Origin of the sequence: Meishania litoralis (assembly GCF_042611095.1) — a bacterium.
Classification (GTDB): domain Bacteria; phylum Bacteroidota; class Bacteroidia; order Flavobacteriales; family Flavobacteriaceae; genus Meishania; species Meishania litoralis.
Genome location: NZ_JBHFPV010000006.1, coordinates 140,109 through 156,754 on the forward strand (window position 1 = coordinate 140,109; position 16,646 = coordinate 156,754).

Consider the following 16,646-nt stretch of genomic DNA (forward strand, 5'->3'; position numbering starts at 1 on the left):
CATGACCCAAGCTGTAATAGAAAAAGAAAACAAGGAAATAGCAAAACAGTACAAAGAACTGTTGCGTATTAGCTATCAGACTTTATCAGATGATGATAAAAAACTGATACGTTCCGCTTTTGAAATTGCCGTTGACGCGCATAAGGACCAACGCCGAAAATCAGGGGAGGCCTATATCTTTCATCCTATTGCAGTGGCAAAGATCGTGGCTTTCGAAATCGGACTCGACGCCGTCTCCATTGCTTCTGCCCTATTGCACGATGTAGTAGAAGACTCAGAATATACTTTGGACGATATCGATCGTATGTTCGGTGAAACGGTCGCACGGATCGTTGATGGACTTACCAAAATCGCCCACCTGAAAAAAGATATGAATATCTCGCAACAGGCGGAGAATTTCAGAAAAATGTTATTGACCCTTCATGATGATGTGAGGGTGATCATTATCAAGATTGCCGACCGTTATCACAATATGCTCACATTGGATTCGATGCCCGAACATAAACAGGTACAGATGGCATCCGAAACCTTATATATCTATGCTCCCCTGGCCCATAGGATCGGTCTTTATAATATCAAGACCGAATTGGAGGACCTCAGCCTTAAATATACCGAGCCGAACGTCTATGATGACATTAAGAAGAAAATCGAAGGCTCTAAAGAAGAACAACAGGCCTATATCGATGCCTTTACGGGCATTATCGAAAAATCTTTGGATAAGGAGGGGCTCAAGTACATCATTAAAGGTCGTATGAAGTCCATTTATTCGATGCGCAGAAAAATGAAGGCGCAAAACGTGACTTTTGATGAAATCTACGACAAGTTCGCCATTCGTATTATTTACGCATCAGAAAGAGAGAACGAGAAGTTTTTGGCCTGGAAAATATATTCCATTGTAACCGACCACTTCACTCCGAACCCAGTAAGATTGCGTGACTGGATATCTTCTCCAAAATCAACAGGTTATGAAGCGTTGCATATAACCGTAATGGGCCCAGAAGGAAAATGGGTGGAAGTACAGATCCGCAGCGAGCGCATGCACGAAATAGCCGAAAAAGGCTATGCGGCACATTTCAAGTACAAACATGGGGACCAAAAAGAGCAGGGAATCGACGTTTGGCTGAACCGCCTACAGGAAGCACTGGAAAACGCGAATACCAACGCCGTTGATTTTGTTGAAGAATTCAAATTGAATCTCTACTCCAAAGAAATTTTCGTCTTTACACCGCAGGGCGATCTAAAATCATTGCCAAAAGGGGCCACACCCCTAGACTTCGCATTTAACATCCATACCGAGGTCGGCATGCGTACCCGCGGGGCCAAGGTCAATGGTAAATTGGTGCCCTTGAACACAACATTGAACAGTGGGGACCAAGTGGAAATCATTACTTCCGAACAGGCCAAACCGAATCAGAATTGGCTCGATTATGCGACCACGGCAAGGGCAAGGGCCAAAATAAAGTCGTCGTTGCGCGAAGAGAAAAAAAGTGTGGCCGAAGAAGGCAAAGAAGTGCTGCGAAGAAAGCTAAAATCGCAAAAGATCACCCTTAACGAAGATGTTGTCAACAAAATGGTCGTCTATTTTAAATTGAAGACCAGTTTAGATCTTTTCTATCGAGTCGGTATCGGCTCGATAGACAATCAAAGGATCAAGGATTTTGCATCTTCTTACAGTAACGCATTCATTAGCTTCTTCAAAAATAAGATACGCCGTACTCCCGTACCCGAAGATATTGACAAAGACGAGATTACTTCAAAATACGATATGCTCGTCTTTGGAAAGGAAGAGGAAAAACTGGACTATAAACTATCACAATGCTGCAACCCCATACCGGGTGATGAGGTATTCGGTTTTATAAGTGTAAATGATGGCATTAAAGTCCATAAAAAAAACTGCCCAAATGCCATTTCTTTGCAGTCAAATTATGCCTACCGCATTATCAGCGCCAAATGGATAGATTCGACCCAAGAAGAGTTCAAATCTGAAATTCATTTGACAGGCATAGACAATTTGGGCCTTGTCAGCGAGATTACCGAGGTTATATCCAACAACATGCACGTAAACATGCGCAATCTCAATTTCAGCACCGACGGAGGCACCTTCACTGGCCGAATTACAGTGGTCGTCAAAAACAACGGTATCCTCAAGAAATTGATTACTAATCTGAAGCAGATAAACGGCATTGACAAAGTCACGCGGGTTTAAAATTTAAATGTACATTTGTAGCTTATTATTGCTGCTGAAAAATTATGGCTTCCAATAAGGATCAAGAGATTGTAAAAAGTGTTTTCACGGCCTTTTTAGAAGAGAACGGACATCGAAAAACACCGGAACGTTACGCCATACTTCAAGAAATATACAATAGTGACGAGCATTTTGATATAGAGTCGCTTTATATCAATATGAAGAACAAAAAATATAGGGTCAGCCGTGCTACCCTATACAATACCATCGAGCTTTTGCTAGACTGCAAACTTGTTAGAAAACATCAATTTGGCAAGAACCAGGCGCAATACGAAAAATCGTATTTCGATCGGCAGCACGATCATGTCATCTTGACCGATACGGGCGAAGTAATGGAGTTCTGCGACCCCCGGATCCAATCGATAAAAAAAACCATAGAAGAAGTGTTCGACATCAAAATAAACAACCATTCACTTTATTTCTACGGCACCAAGAACAAATCGGCCGAAAAAATGCCGGGAACAGAGTAAAAACAACAAACTAACCAAGAAAGAATACATGGCGGTAGATTTATTGTTAGGCCTGCAATGGGGAGATGAAGGAAAAGGAAAAATAGTCGACGTACTGACTAAAGATTACGACATCATCGCTCGTTTTCAGGGTGGGCCGAACGCAGGGCATACTTTGGAATTTGACGGCATAAAACATGTACTGCATACCATTCCATCCGGTATTTTCCATAAAAATGCCATCAATGTGGTCGGTAACGGTGTGGTTATAGACCCTGTAATTTTCAAAAAAGAATTGGACAATCTAAAGAAGTTCGATATCGATATCAAATCGAAATTGCTGATTTCAAGAAAAGCCCATCTCATTCTACCCACGCACAGACTATTGGACGCCGCTTCGGAAGCTTCAAAAGGAAAAGCCAAGATCGGTTCTACTTTAAAGGGCATCGGCCCTACCTATATGGATAAGACCGGCCGCAACGGTATGCGCATTGGTGATCTGGAACTTGATGACTGGAAAGACAAATATCGTGCGCTCGCCAATAAGCACGAGGCCATGATCGATTTCTACGATGTTGATATTCAATACGACCTAAAAGATCTTGAGTCCGATTTTTGCGAAGCGGTCGAAGAGTTGAAGAAATTGACCTTTATCGACAGCGAAGAGTATTTGTACCAGGCCCAAAAGAAAGGCAAGAAAATATTGGCCGAAGGTGCACAAGGTTCATTGCTCGATATCGATTTCGGCACCTACCCGTTTGTAACTTCAAGCAATACCACGGCAGCGGGCGCCTGCACGGGTCTCGGTGTTGCGCCAAATCAGATCGGCGATGTGAAGGGCATTTTCAAAGCCTATACGACAAGGGTCGGCAGCGGTCCTTTTCCGACAGAGCTTTTTGACGAAGACGGAGAAACCATGGGCCGTGTGGGCAATGAATTTGGCGCCACGACGGGCCGCCCAAGGCGATGTGGCTGGCTGGATCTCGTGGCCCTAAAATATGCAGTTCAAATCAATGGGGTCACCGTACTCATGATGATGAAGGGAGACGTACTCAGCGGATTCAAAAAAATCAAGGTATGCACGGCCTATAATTACAAAGGTGAAACAATATCGCATCTACCCTATAATATCGAGGTAGAGAACGTAACTCCAATCTATACCGAAATGGAAGGTTGGAAACAAGACCTTACAAAAATGACCTCGGCCGACGAACTGCCCAAAAATCTGAATGCCTACATCGATTTTCTCGAGACCGCCTTGGAAGTTCCCATTAAGATAGTCTCGGTGGGCCCTGACCGCACGCAGACGATACATAGGTAGTTCAAAGTTGTTTACTACCCTTTCGATGTTACGATTTTTCACGATCGGATCAAAATTGTTGTTCAGCTACAGGTCGATGTAGTTCGGATAAAAAAGTACCTATGATATCCCACAATTTCATTAAATTACGGGATGCTAAGAATCTACACCTTGAAAGGGTTTCTTTTTATGATCCTTGTTTCGGCTTTATTCGCATGTGAGCATTCCCAGAAAGAGGAAGATAAAATAGATTTATCGCTCAATTCCCTTTTCTCGGACCATATGGTCTTACAGCAAAACGACGATGTTGCATTTTGGGGAAAATATACCCCGGCCCAAGAACTATCTATTGTTGCAAGCTGGGGGGAAAAAACCTCGGTTTCAACCGATGGTATGGGCCAATGGACCGCCCGATTGAAAACGCCAAGGGCCGGTGGACCTTTTACCGTGACGATCACTGCAAAAGACAGTACCATTACATTGAAAGATATTCTTATCGGCGAAGTCTGGTTGGCCTCTGGGCAATCGAATATGGAGATGCCCTTAAAAGGCTTTCTACCGAACGACCCCATCGACGATTCAGAAGAAGAAATCGCCAATGCTAATTTTCCTCAAATACGCTATATCGACGTTCCAAGAACGATCGCCCCGCTTCCTGAAAAAGAATTCGAAGGTCAATGGAAGCCTTTGAATCCTGAGACGGCTTCCGATTTCAGTGCAACGGCCTATTTCTTTGCCCGAAAATTGCATCAGGAATTGGATGTGCCGGTTGGAATTATTACAAGCAATTGGGGCGGCACACCCGTGGAATCGTGGATGAGCAAGGAAAAAATAATTTCCCTTGGGGAATTCGAAAAAGAGCTCGAAGCGATAAAACCGGAAAATATTAAAGTTTTCGAGGATTGGTATTCAAAATTCCCGACTAAAAAAATTCCTGTATCAGAAGAGGAATGGCAAAATCTAAACCTTGATGACGCCGCTTACGCAAATAGTGACTTCGATGATTCAAAATGGAACACCACGGCCTTACCTGTCGTAGTGGAAAATCTTAAGGTCATTAATAAAGATGGGGTCTATTGGTTTCGAAAAAAAGTGATGATCGAAGATCAGACCTCGAATTATACTTTCAAGGTAACGGGTGGTATAGACGATTCTGACATTACCTATGTGAACGGTGAGAAAATCGGTAGCACCTTCGGCCATAATACCCCTAGAAATTATGCCATACGCAAAGGCTTATTGAAAGAAGGAGAAAACACCTTGGCAGTTCGCGTTATCGATACCGGGGGCGGTGGTGGCTTTATTGGTGATGTCACATTGACCAAAAACGATACCGATACGGCAGTCGATATTCTTGAAGGATGGAGCTATCAACAAATAGCGGGCATACAAGTATCCGACTTTTTGTTGCTACATAAGAACCAAGGTGCCCTTGAAAATCCTCCCAAAGGTCTGGAGTCGTTCAAATTGGATGCCCACACCCCATCGACCTTGTACAATGGTATGATCAAGCCTTTGATCCCGTATTCGGTCAAAGGGGCCATATGGTATCAAGGAGAAAGTAACGTAGGTCGCCATGATCAATACTTAAAGCTCTTCCCAGGCATGATCCAAGACTGGCGCGAGCGTTGGAACGGTGATTTTTCGTTCTACTTTGTTCAAATTGCGCCTTTCGAATATGGCAATGGACTATCACCTGCCCTTCGAGATGCCCAGAGAAAAAGCCTTAAAACCCCAAAAACGGGCATGGCCGTCACTATGGATATCGGTGTATCGAACAACATTCACCCAGGCAATAAACAAGATGTGGGAGATCGGCTGGCGCGACTGGCCTTGGTAAATGATTACGGTAAGGATATTGTCGCTTCTGGCCCACTCTACAAATCCCAAACCATTTCAGGAAATAAAATAGCATTGGCATTCGAATATGCAGAAAGCGGATTAGTGGCTCAAAACCCAAATCCATCAGGATTCGAAATCGCTGGAGAAGATAGAATATTTCATCCTGCCGTAGCAAAGATTGAGGGAGACAAGGTAGAAGTCTCGTCACCATCGGTAAACGCTCCGAAATATGTACGGTATGGCTGGAAAGATTATATTGCAGGTTCCCTGTTTAATACGGAAGGCCTACCGGCATCCTCTTTTACAACTGAAGAATAATTAATACGATACCAATGAGTAACAACTTGAACAGAAGAAATTTTATTCGCAAGACATCGCTTGCGGGCGCAGCCTTATCAATGGGGCCTTTGATGTCTCAAACCACGGTCGAATATTCAGAACGCCCCTTTATGCACAAATACATGGGCGGATTTGCCGCGCCTAAACTCGAAACCGTGAGAGCGGCCTTTATCGGGGTCGGAAATAGGGGGCCTTCACATTTGAAATTCTTTGCCGGTCTACCGGGTACCGAAGTTGTCGCAATTTGCGACCTCTATGAAGACCTTGCCAAAAAGTGGGGCGATGAAGCCAAGAAAATAGGCAATGGAAAACAGCATCAAAATATCAAGCTCTATTACGGCGGCGAGAACAAATGGCGTACCATGTTGGACGAGGTAAAACCCGATGTCGTATTTGTCATCACCAATTGGGCCAATCACGCCCCCATGGTAATCGAGTCCATGAAAAAAGGCGCACATGCCTTTACGGAAGTTCCGATGGCATTGACGATCGATGAGACGTGGGATATTGTGGACACCTCTGAAGCGACCGGAAAGCATTGTATGATGATGGAAAATGTCAATTATGCCAGAGAAGAACTGATGTACCTGAACATGTGCCGACAAGGAGTGATCGGCGAACCTTTGCATGCCGAGGCTGCCTATATCCATGAACTGCGTTTTCAGATGGAGGAACAAGATCGGTTTACAGGGTCGTGGCGTACGCCGCATTATGCCCATCGCAACGGAAATCTCTACCCCACACACGGTTTGGGGCCTGTTGCACAATATATGAACTTGGCACGTACCGAGGACAATTTTGGCACCTTGGTATCTTATTCCACTCCCGCGCGGGGCCGAAAATCATATGCCGAAAAGAATTATCCCGCAGACCACAATTGGAACAAGCTCGACTTCAAGGGTGGAGATTTAAACACTTCGATCGTTAAGACACATTTGGGGCGTACCATCATGATCCAATGGGACGAGACCAGTCCGCGCCCTTATTCGCGCCACAATTTGATTCAAGGCACAAAAGGAATCCTGGCAGGTTTCCCGACGCGTATAGCCCTAGAAGGCGGTGTTGAAGGTGCGACCGAAAACCATCATCAATGGGCCCAAGGAGAACAATTGGCGGCAATATATGAGAAGTATGATCATCCGCTCTACAAAAGGTTGAACCAAGCCGCTAAAGGAAGTGGTCATGGTGGCATGGACGGTATTATGATGTACCGTATCGTCGAATGTCTGCAAAAGGGGCTCCCACTCGACCAAAATGTATATGAAGGTGCCTTTTGGAGTGCGGTCAGTCCATTGAGCGAAGCTTCGGTGGCCAATGGCGGCATGCCACAGGCTTTCCCAGATTTCACCCGTGGTAATTGGACCAGCACAGAACCTTTGAAAATTATTAGTTAAAACCTATTCGAATAAATCGTACGATTCCTGTTTTTTGCAGGAGCGACCAAAAACAATTTCAATGCAAAAATCAATTTTATTGGCTGTGTTTTCCATAGCCGTACTATCCTGCAAGACCGAAAAAAAAACTGAAAAATCAGAACCCGTGGCCGACACCGAAGTCAAAGCAGATGACTGGATCTATCTTTTTGACGGCTCAAGTCTTGAAGGCTGGCGCGGTTATAACGGAAAAACGATGCCCCCAGGTTGGGTGATCGAAGACAGCGTACTGACATTCAAGACTGATTTAGGACTTGAAAAACTGGATAGTGAAGAGGCCTACGAAGGTGGAAAGGACATCATCTATGCCGCCGAAGAGTTCGATAATTTTGAATTATACCTTGAATGGAAATTACCAGAGGGTGGCAATAGCGGCATTTTCTATCATTTAAAGGAGGGCTATAACGGTCCACCAGAGGTTTCGCCAGAATACCAATTGATCGACGACGAGAATTATGCGAAAATGCATGAGAAGAGCTTGACCGAATACAATAAAAGTCTGGGGTACACCGAAAAACCCGAAGAATTGAAGCCGCTACAGCAAACCGGCGCCGATTACGCAATGCATCCGGCACCGGCAAATAAAACGTTGCACCCTATCGGTGAATGGAACTCGTCGAAAATCGTTTTCACCCCTGAAAAAGTCGAACATTGGCTCAATGGTGAAATGCTCTTTTCCTTTGTTCCATGGGATGACGATTGGCAAGAAAAGAAAAACTCCGATAAGTGGAAAAATTCTGAAGACTACGGTAAATACGAATCCGGATTCATCGGTTTGCAAGATCATGCAAGTCCCATCTGGTTCAGAAATATAAAAATCAAAAAACTATAAAATATTATAAAATGAATAAAAGGGATTTTCTCAAAAAAAGTAGTCTTGGTGCCGTAGGGGTTGCCCTCGCACCGTCTTTGGTAATGGGTAAAACCGGACCCCATGGACGCCTGCGAACTGCACACATCGGTGTGGGCAATATGGGCGCGGCCGATCTACAGGCAATATCTTCCCATAAACTAGTTGACGTTACGGCACTTTGCGATGTTGATGCCAAGAATCTTGCTGCCGCAAAAAAACTGCATCCAAACGCAAAAACATATTCAGATTACAGGGTCATGCTAAAAGAATTGGCCAATGAAATTGATGCAGTTATCGTATCGACACCCGATCATACCCACGCACCGGCATCGATGATGGCCATGAACATGAACAAACCGGTCTACTGTCAAAAACCATTGACACATTATGTCTCCGAAGCCAGGGCCATGAAAAAATTGGCATCCAAAAAAAACTTGGTCACGCAAATGGGCATTCAAGTTCATTCCTTTTACGATTACAAACTAGCTACCCTTCTTATTCAATCGGGAATTATCGGAAAAGTACATACCGTACATGCATGGTCTCCCAAGAATTGGGGGTATGATGGCCCGAAGCCTGAGGGCAGTGACCCCGTACCTGAAAGCTTAGATTGGAATCTCTGGCTAGGCACATCGGCAAAAACAGCTTATAAAGAAGGTGTTTATCACCCGGGTAACTGGCGAAAATTGATGGATTATGGCTGCGGAACATTGGGTGATATGGGGGTCCATATCTTCGATACGCCATATAATGCGCTGAATCTTGATGTGCCGAAGACCATTAGAAACGAATGCCGTGCACCAAGTGGGTTTGGTTATCCTGAAAAGAATATTGTGACCTATGAGTTTCCGGCCACCGAATATACGGCAGATACCTTGAAGTGGATTTGGTACGACGGTCCCGGTGCCCCTGAAGACCATGAAGACCTCATACTACCAGGAGCCAGTTCGTCGAAGAACGATAAAAAGGGTGAACAAAGCATGGAGGATAAAATGTCTTTGGATGCCAAAACGGCCGCCAAAGGTGAGTTGCCCGAACAGGGGGCCATGTTTGTGGGTGAAAACGGGCGCCTATTACTACCGCATTTCATGCAATTGCCCTCAAAAATAGTGGACGGTGAATATGTTGATATCTCCAAAGAAATCGAGGCTATGGGTATCGGCGAACCTGTTCGCAACTATGAATCGGAAGGGCCCAAACACTACCATCAGTTCGTTGACGCCTGTCTGGGCAATGGCGAAACGACCGCGCCTTTTTCGTATGCATCGAGGCTGACCGAAACCATTTTGTTGGGCGTAATTGCCGGGCGTTTTCCGAACCAGACCTTGCATTGGGACAGTTCTTCGGCCAGGTTCTCAGAAGAAGAAGCCAACCAATATCTGGAAGGAAGCTATCGCGAGTTTTGAGCAGGTCCGTTTCGTGTACGGGAAAATTTGGTATTATGAATTTATCTAGAAAAGGTTTTATCAAAACTGTCGGTCTGGCGACCGTTGGCTTGGGCACTTCATCTTTTTCAAGTACAAAAGAATTGCCAGAAAAGAAATTGAACGACCACCAACTGACAGTCGGCCTTGCCTCGTACACCCTTCGAAAATATAGTCTTGACGAACTTATTGAGATCGTACAGCGACTGGATATCAAGGATGTTGCCTTCAAAAGTTTTCATCTACCTTATGAATCGACCGATGAAGAACTGCGGTATATCCGTGATAAGGTCAAGGCGAGGGGCCTTAACCTGTATGGGGGCGGCGTCATCTACTTCAAAAGTGCGGACGATGTAGAAACATATTTCAACTATGCAAAAACGGCAGGTCTGAAAATGATCATCGGTGCCCCGAACCATGAATTGTTGCCAGCCATCGAAAAAAAGGTAAAGGAAACCAATATCAAATTGGCGATCCACAACCATGGCCCGGAGGACGATATTTTTCCGTCCCCCAAAAGTGTGTATGATAAAATCGCAGATCTTGATGAACGCATAGGCCTTTGTATCGACACCGGGCATACCTTTCGCCTGAACCTTGATCCGGCAGCCGAGATCAAAAAGTATAAAGACCGATTGTACGATGTACATATCAAGGATATCGACGAGCAGATTCCCGAAGGAAAGAATGTTGAGATCGGACGCGGCAAAATGGATATTGCCAATATTATGAGAGCCTTGAAAGAAATAAAGTACTCCGGTATTTTGGGCATTGAATATGAAAAAGATGGGAATCAGGCCATTTCAGGACTTTCGGAATCGATTGGTTACGTAAGGGGAATTTTAAGTATGCTCTAATTCTATATAAAAGCGTATGTCTAGAACTTTCCCCGAAATATAAACCGTCTGCAAATGAAGCAAAAGTTACTCCTTATATGTTGTCTTATTGTCATAAAGGGGTGTTCCCAAGAAGTGGCCGTAAAATGGTGGAATCCTCAGGAAAGTGCATTTAATGTATTGGAAGGACAAGTATGGCCCGCCGAAGTTGAAGATTTCTATGACCGATTGCCGAAAAGGGCAAAAGAAAACGTTCGCGAACCTGTCTGGAATCTTTCAAAGCATGCTTCAGGTCTGAAAATCAGGTTCAGATCAAATGCCGAGGAAATCATTGTTCGATATGGTGTGGGACTTCGAAAAGCGATGGATCACATGCCGGCCACCGGGGTCAGCGGAGTCGACCTTTACGCCAAGGACAGTGATGGGGAATGGTTGTGGTGCAATGGCGGACGTACTTTTTCAGACACCATTACCTTCAAATTTAATGGCTTGCGCTCCAATGACAAGTACCATGATCTGGGAAGGGAATACCGCCTGAACCTGCCACTTTACAATACTGTGGAATGGATGGAAATCGGAATTCCCGAGAGTGCCCATTTTGAACCTTTGCCCGTTCGAAAGGAAAAACCCATTGTCGTCTATGGCACTTCGATTGCCCACGGGGCCTGTGCAAGTCGGCCGGGCATGGCATGGACGAACATACTGAGCCGTAAAATGGATCGCCCGTTGATCAACCTTGCCTTTTCGGGCAACGGACGTTTGGAGAAAGAGCTGATCGACCTAGTGGACGAAATCGATGCGAAGATCTATATACTTGATTGCCTGCCCAATCTGTGGCGCGAGGAAACCTACGATGATGCCGAATTGGAAAAAAGAATCGTGTATTCGGTCAGACAGCTACGAAAAGAACGGCCCGAGACCCCAATTTTATTGGTCGACCATGCCGGTTATACCGACGGCTTTATTCGTGATGAAAGAAAAGACGCGTTTTCACGCGTCAACCGCATTCAAAGGGCAACATATAAAAAATTACAAAGTGAAGGTATTACAGGTTTACATTACCTGTCATATGAAGAACTTGGCTTACGGATCGATGATACAGTCGACGGTACGCATCCGAACGATCTTGGAATGATCCATTATGCCGAAGCTTATGAAACAAAACTTCGTGAAATTTTGAACGAACCCACGGGAAACACCTCCACCACCCTACCCGTAACGCAATATCGCGAACCGAATAATTACGATTGGGAAAAGCGGCACAACGAGATTTTGGAAATGAACAAAAACAATCCCCCTAAAAAAGTGATCTTGGCCAACTCGATCGTGCACTTCTGGGGAGGGCTGCCAAGATCGAAACTGGTCCGTGAAGAAACCACTTGGGAAAAATACCTGACTCCCTTGGGCGCTCGCAATTATGCCTATGGCTGGGACCGCATCGAAAATGTGCTCTGGCGTGTATATCACGGTGAATTGGACGGCTTTAAAGCGGAGCAGGTCTTGGTCATGATCGGTACCAACAATCTGCATTTGAATACCGATGAAGAAATCACAACCGGTCTAAAACTGTTGATGCAAGCCGTTGAAATACGACAACCCGATGCCGAAATCGTTTTAATGGGAATTCTACCCAGAAGGGATCAAGAAGAACGCGTCAAAACCTTAAATCAAAAGATCGAGCGCTTGGCCAAAGAATTGGGCATAAACTATGCTTATGTTGGTGACGTCTTTCTAAAAAGCGACGAAAAAATCGACGAATCGTTGTTCTCTGATGGATTGCATCCCAATAAAAAAGGCTATTTGAAAATGAGGTCTGCCCTGCTTCCAATAATCTCCCTGTGATTTCCTGAATCTGATTTGTAATAGTCTGTATATACCGAAGTCTATTGCTTTTTTGGACTAGGATTGTGATTCTATGATTCAATTTGCTAAATTGTAAGATCACAACACCTCCGCTTTCAGGATACTAGCCAAAAAATGGATTATAGAAAATATAGACCTGCCAAATTATTGGAAAAATTTGTGGAGTGTTATTTCGTGTGGGAGGTCGAATCAGATAAACCATTGCGAATCGAAAGCCCACCAAACGGACTATGCTCATTGGTGTTCAATTTTCAGGACACTTACCATGTCTCTAACCATAAGTATGAAAAAAGAAAAGTTCCCAATTGTTTCATGACCGGTCAGGCCCTGAGCAATTATACCTTGCACATCAATGGCAAGATCAGCGTTATGGGAATTGCCTTTAAGCCCGCCGCGATCTATAATTTTTACAAGCTTTCCATGTATGAGCTTACCGATGAGCGCATCTGTTTTTCAACGGTACAATCAAACCCTGACAGCGAAGTTGAAAGTTGGACAAATATGGCAAAGAGCCATCCCGAAAGGATAAAAATACTTGAAACCTATTTGTTAGAGCTTATAAAAAAAACGGGGTACGGCGATCCGGCAATAATCGATGCCGCCAACGAAATCTTTTACACCAAAGGTAAAATCAATGTTACCGAGCTACTTGATAAGGTGCCTATGAGTCGCCGTAACTTTGAACGCAGATTTTTAGAAGAGGTCGGGGTAAGCCCCAAGACTTACGCGAAAATTCGTCGATTTGGGTATACCTGTTCGCTGATGGCCGGCAACCGTGACATTAACCTGATGGATGTACTTTATAAAGGCGGTTATTACGATCAAAGTCATTTTATAAAGGATTTTAAATACTTTTCCGGCAGAACGCCACGCAAATATGCCAAGACAAATGTTGAATTGGCCAACTATGTCGATCGCATATCGTTAGTGGAAAGGCGTTTGCAGGAAGGTATTTAATGAAAGTACTTAGACGCAATGTCAAGTTTGGCGCATTTTTACAATTTTTTGGTTTTTGTACGAATTACTTTTATTCCATCATTAAAAAAATAATATTTATGGAAGCCTTAAAAGACAATCCTCAAGAGCAGCCCCTGTCTATTTCATGGAAAAATCGAAGTGTCGATTTTATGAAAGCCTATCAAGACCAAAATGTGCAAAAAATGCTTGACAACTGTTCAAAGAAAGGAACAATCTCTTTTTTGCCTCTTGGTGAGGATGGAAAAGGAAAAATACATGAAACCGGAAAAGCCATTTGGACAGCCTTAATCGATAGCTTTCCTACTATTGACAATACTATAAATTCAGTCGTAACCGAAAACGGCAAGGTAAAATGTGATGTGACCATTCGCGGGAAACAAGAAAAAGATTTTGGCGGGTTGCCAACCCGTGGCAAATCATTTGAAGAAGACCACATCTTTATTTTTAAGATAGATTCTGACGGATTTATCGATGATTTGACCATAAACTGGAACCATAGCAACTTTGTCAAGCAACTAAGCTGACACGCGACGAGTAAAACCACAAGACATTATTAATTACAAAATTAAATACGATGAAAAATATTTTTGTCGCAGGTCTGATATTGCTTTTGACCAGCTTTGACAATGCACCGGGCACCATAACCGATGAAGAAAGAAAGAATGCAATCGAGAGCATGCTCGAAACCCAACAGCGCGTTGCCAACGTCATTAAAGGACTGAACAAGGCCCAACTTGATTTCAAGGCGAACTCCGACTCCTGGTCAGTAGGTGAATGTTTAGAACATCTCACGATCTCCGAAAAAGTTTTTAACCAAATGTTGAAGGCCGCATTAGAAAAACCGGCGGACCCTTCGAGGCGTTCCGAGGTAAAGATGAGCGATGAGCAATTAATGGCCGTCATTACCGATCGTGGCAATAAAGTAAAAACATCAGAGGTTTTCGAACCGACTGGCAAATATAAATCACATAAGCAAAGTTTAAAGGCTTTCAACAAACAGCGAAAAGCTCACATTGCATATATGAAAAGTACCAATGACGATTTAAGGAACCTCTATGGAGAGTTGCCTTTTGGCACCATAGATGGGTACCAAATACTTTGGTTCATGTCAGGGCACACCGAACGTCATGTACAACAAATGGAAGAAGTAATGCAGGATGCCAATTTTCCAAAATAGCACATTGATTAACCATATATAAAGAACTATAGACATGAAAAATTCAGAAAGAAAGCAGCAGTTACATGAACTGGCAAAAAACTATGTTATAAATGGACTGGGGGCCGGAAACTTCGATACCATTCCATACCATGACGACATTATATTACGCGCACCGATTCACCCAATGGGTTCGCAACAGCCCATGAACGGTCGTGACTTTATCAAAGAAAATTGGTGGGCGCCCCTGCCTGACCTTGTTGCGGGCACCGACCTATTGGAAACCTACACCAATGAAAATCTGTCAAAAGTGACCGCAGAGTTCTTATGCCATATCAAGGATCCTGCCTGTACGCTTCGAATCGTTGACCGGTTTAGCGTCGACAAAGATGGAAAAATAACCGACCAAAAGAATTTCTTTGATCCAAGGGATATTACGAGCCCTGGTTGGCGGTCTTAAAGAGAACACCTCACAACAACCGAAAGCCAAGTAGGCCTTCAACACATTTCACTACTAAACTACAAAACCACAAAAAATGAAAAAACTCATTTTAATGGCCCTGCTATGTCCAATTTTGACTTGGGGCCAAACAGAACAGACGAAAGACATTACCGGTGTTTGGCGGGTCGTTGCCAGTTCTTGGAACGAGAACACGAAACAGTTTGCCGACTGCGAAATGGTGAAATTCATTACAAAAACACGTTGGGCATCAATTTTCTATTGGCCAAAAACACAAAAATTTGCTGGCACAGGAGGGGGAACCTATGAATGGAAAGATGGCAACTATGTGGAAACCGTTGAATATTTTACCTGGGACCCATCGGCAGTTGGCAATCATCAGATATTCAAAATGAAGGTACAAGACGGCAAACTAATACAAGAAGGTCATTTAAATACCGATAAGTTCAAATACCCATATTATGCGGTTCATGAGCGTCTTGACAAACTGAACTGGGTCTATAAAAATCAAAAGTCTCCCCAAGGGGTTTGGGATTTGGTGGAAGCAACCTATGGAAAGGAAATATTCACTATTGAGAAGATTAGGGAGAAATATGGCCGTGTTATCAAAATCATAAGCCCGAATTTTTTCATAGGCACCTTTTTCGACAGGGATAAAAAAGTAGTCGATGGCATTACTTTTGGCACCTATTCATTTGATAGCGAAGGGAAATATCAAGAAACAGTACGTTGTTGGTCATGGGAAGACCAAAGCATGGTTGATAGTCAACCACGTTTTGATTGGAATGTTTCAGAAAATCAATACCATCAAAAAGGCTATCTAAACTCAGATACTTATGACAACTATCTTATCGATGAGCAATTTGAAAGACTTGAACCGATTGAATACAAAATAAAAATGTGGACGGCCGACGACCGAAAAACACTTATAAGCGAATTGCAGCGTACCAAAAACGAAATGATCGCCGCTACCGAAAACCTTACGAACGAACAATGGCATTTTAAACCGGACAAGGACTCATGGAACATTGCCCAAGTAGTGGAACATATGGGTATTTACGAACGATTGTACCTACAAGAAGGTCGCGCGACATTGCAGAATACCGACCCAAGACCTGAACTTGCCAATCAAATATTAGGAGACAAAGTCTATTTGGAATGGATGGCCGAGAAACAGCCTCATACAGCTCCAAGACATGCCGAACCATCAGGCTATATTAGGGGCAAGGACAATCTGGATTATTTCGTTTATGGAAGAGGTCTGTTGGAAGAACTAGTAAGTACTACGGACAAAGATTTGAAAGCGCATTTCATGCCCAGAAAAAATGAACCCAAAGGCTTTCGAAGCGTGCATGGCTTTCTGGTTGTACACTATGGCCATACTGACAGACATCTTCGACAAATCGAGCGCATCAAAGCACATACCGATTTTCCTAAAAACAATACCCTAAAGGGTAAATAACCAATA

14 protein-coding genes are annotated in these 16,646 nt (G+C 43.8%); all 14 read left to right on the plus strand.

Translation table 11 applies throughout. From position 1 onward, the window contains the following. The first annotated feature begins 1 nt into the window (after position 1). The 14 genes from ACEZ3G_RS16295 (at position 2) to ACEZ3G_RS16360 (ending at position 16,640) form a co-directional block, all read left to right on the plus strand. A complete protein-coding gene (locus ACEZ3G_RS16295) occupies positions 2–2,206 on the plus strand; it encodes a RelA/SpoT family protein (protein WP_432426587.1) in 2,205 nt (734 codons plus the stop codon). A gap of 44 nt (positions 2,207–2,250) precedes the next feature. Beyond that, on the plus strand, positions 2,251–2,715 hold the full coding sequence (locus ACEZ3G_RS16300; protein ID WP_432426588.1) for a Fur family transcriptional regulator: 465 nt from the start codon (positions 2,251–2,253) through the stop codon (positions 2,713–2,715). Between the two features lie 28 nt (positions 2,716–2,743). Then, complete coding sequence (locus ACEZ3G_RS16305; RefSeq protein WP_432426589.1) at positions 2,744–4,015, plus strand: adenylosuccinate synthase; 1,272 nt, start codon at positions 2,744–2,746, stop codon at positions 4,013–4,015. A gap of 132 nt (positions 4,016–4,147) precedes the next feature. Further along, entirely contained in the window at positions 4,148–6,154 is a 2,007-nt protein-coding gene (locus tag ACEZ3G_RS16310; protein ID WP_432426590.1) for a sialate O-acetylesterase, read from the plus strand. A 14-nt stretch (positions 6,155–6,168) separates the two neighbouring features. Beyond that, a complete protein-coding gene (locus ACEZ3G_RS16315) occupies positions 6,169–7,569 on the plus strand; it encodes a Gfo/Idh/MocA family protein (RefSeq protein WP_432426591.1) in 1,401 nt (466 codons plus the stop codon). A gap of 61 nt (positions 7,570–7,630) precedes the next feature. After that, the gene (locus tag ACEZ3G_RS16320) at positions 7,631–8,440 is read left to right on the plus strand and encodes a 3-keto-disaccharide hydrolase (protein WP_432426592.1); all 810 of its coding nucleotides are present in this window, start codon (positions 7,631–7,633) and stop codon (positions 8,438–8,440) included. A gap of 11 nt (positions 8,441–8,451) precedes the next feature. After that, positions 8,452–9,867: a Gfo/Idh/MocA family protein gene (locus ACEZ3G_RS16325; RefSeq protein ID WP_432426593.1), complete on the plus strand. Its 1,416-nt coding sequence runs from the start codon at positions 8,452–8,454 to the stop codon at positions 9,865–9,867. 35 nt (positions 9,868–9,902) lie between these two features. After that, on the plus strand, positions 9,903–10,742 hold the full coding sequence (locus ACEZ3G_RS16330; protein WP_432426594.1) for a sugar phosphate isomerase/epimerase family protein: 840 nt from the start codon (positions 9,903–9,905) through the stop codon (positions 10,740–10,742). 54 nt (positions 10,743–10,796) lie between these two features. Continuing rightward, positions 10,797–12,563: an SGNH/GDSL hydrolase family protein gene (locus ACEZ3G_RS16335; RefSeq protein ID WP_432426595.1), complete on the plus strand. Its 1,767-nt coding sequence runs from the start codon at positions 10,797–10,799 to the stop codon at positions 12,561–12,563. A gap of 135 nt (positions 12,564–12,698) precedes the next feature. Beyond that, positions 12,699–13,541, plus strand: coding sequence for a DUF6597 domain-containing transcriptional factor (locus ACEZ3G_RS16340; protein ID WP_432426596.1), 843 nt, complete (start codon positions 12,699–12,701; stop codon positions 13,539–13,541). A gap of 98 nt (positions 13,542–13,639) precedes the next feature. Continuing rightward, positions 13,640–14,086 (plus strand): ester cyclase, encoded by a 447-nt coding sequence (locus tag ACEZ3G_RS16345; RefSeq protein ID WP_432426597.1) that lies wholly within the window; start codon positions 13,640–13,642, stop codon positions 14,084–14,086. 50 nt (positions 14,087–14,136) lie between these two features. Continuing rightward, on the plus strand, positions 14,137–14,739 hold the full coding sequence (locus ACEZ3G_RS16350) for a DinB family protein (protein WP_432426598.1): 603 nt from the start codon (positions 14,137–14,139) through the stop codon (positions 14,737–14,739). Positions 14,740–14,773: 34 nt separating this feature from the next. Beyond that, positions 14,774–15,178, plus strand: coding sequence for a nuclear transport factor 2 family protein (locus ACEZ3G_RS16355; RefSeq protein ID WP_432426599.1), 405 nt, complete (start codon positions 14,774–14,776; stop codon positions 15,176–15,178). Between the two features lie 76 nt (positions 15,179–15,254). Further along, positions 15,255–16,640, plus strand: coding sequence for a DinB family protein (locus tag ACEZ3G_RS16360; protein ID WP_432426600.1), 1,386 nt, complete (start codon positions 15,255–15,257; stop codon positions 16,638–16,640). The last annotated feature ends 6 nt before the right edge of the window (positions 16,641–16,646 follow it).

Coding starts and splice junctions, on each gene's coding strand:
- ACEZ3G_RS16295 (WP_432426587.1), top strand. CDS start 2: ATGACCCAAGCTGTAATAGAAAAAGAAAACAAGGAAATAGCAAAACAG.
- ACEZ3G_RS16355 (WP_432426599.1), top strand. CDS start 14,774: ATGAAAAATTCAGAAAGAAAGCAGCAGTTACATGAACTGGCAAAAAAC.
- ACEZ3G_RS16325 (WP_432426593.1), top strand. CDS start 8,452: ATGAATAAAAGGGATTTTCTCAAAAAAAGTAGTCTTGGTGCCGTAGGG.
- ACEZ3G_RS16335 (WP_432426595.1), top strand. CDS start 10,797: ATGAAGCAAAAGTTACTCCTTATATGTTGTCTTATTGTCATAAAGGGG.
- ACEZ3G_RS16320 (WP_432426592.1), top strand. CDS start 7,631: ATGCAAAAATCAATTTTATTGGCTGTGTTTTCCATAGCCGTACTATCC.
- ACEZ3G_RS16330 (WP_432426594.1), top strand. CDS start 9,903: ATGAATTTATCTAGAAAAGGTTTTATCAAAACTGTCGGTCTGGCGACC.
- ACEZ3G_RS16360 (WP_432426600.1), top strand. CDS start 15,255: ATGAAAAAACTCATTTTAATGGCCCTGCTATGTCCAATTTTGACTTGG.
- ACEZ3G_RS16345 (WP_432426597.1), top strand. CDS start 13,640: ATGGAAGCCTTAAAAGACAATCCTCAAGAGCAGCCCCTGTCTATTTCA.
- ACEZ3G_RS16310 (WP_432426590.1), top strand. CDS start 4,148: ATGCTAAGAATCTACACCTTGAAAGGGTTTCTTTTTATGATCCTTGTT.
- ACEZ3G_RS16350 (WP_432426598.1), top strand. CDS start 14,137: ATGAAAAATATTTTTGTCGCAGGTCTGATATTGCTTTTGACCAGCTTT.
- ACEZ3G_RS16315 (WP_432426591.1), top strand. CDS start 6,169: ATGAGTAACAACTTGAACAGAAGAAATTTTATTCGCAAGACATCGCTT.
- ACEZ3G_RS16300 (WP_432426588.1), top strand. CDS start 2,251: ATGGCTTCCAATAAGGATCAAGAGATTGTAAAAAGTGTTTTCACGGCC.
- ACEZ3G_RS16340 (WP_432426596.1), top strand. CDS start 12,699: ATGGATTATAGAAAATATAGACCTGCCAAATTATTGGAAAAATTTGTG.
- ACEZ3G_RS16305 (WP_432426589.1), top strand. CDS start 2,744: ATGGCGGTAGATTTATTGTTAGGCCTGCAATGGGGAGATGAAGGAAAA.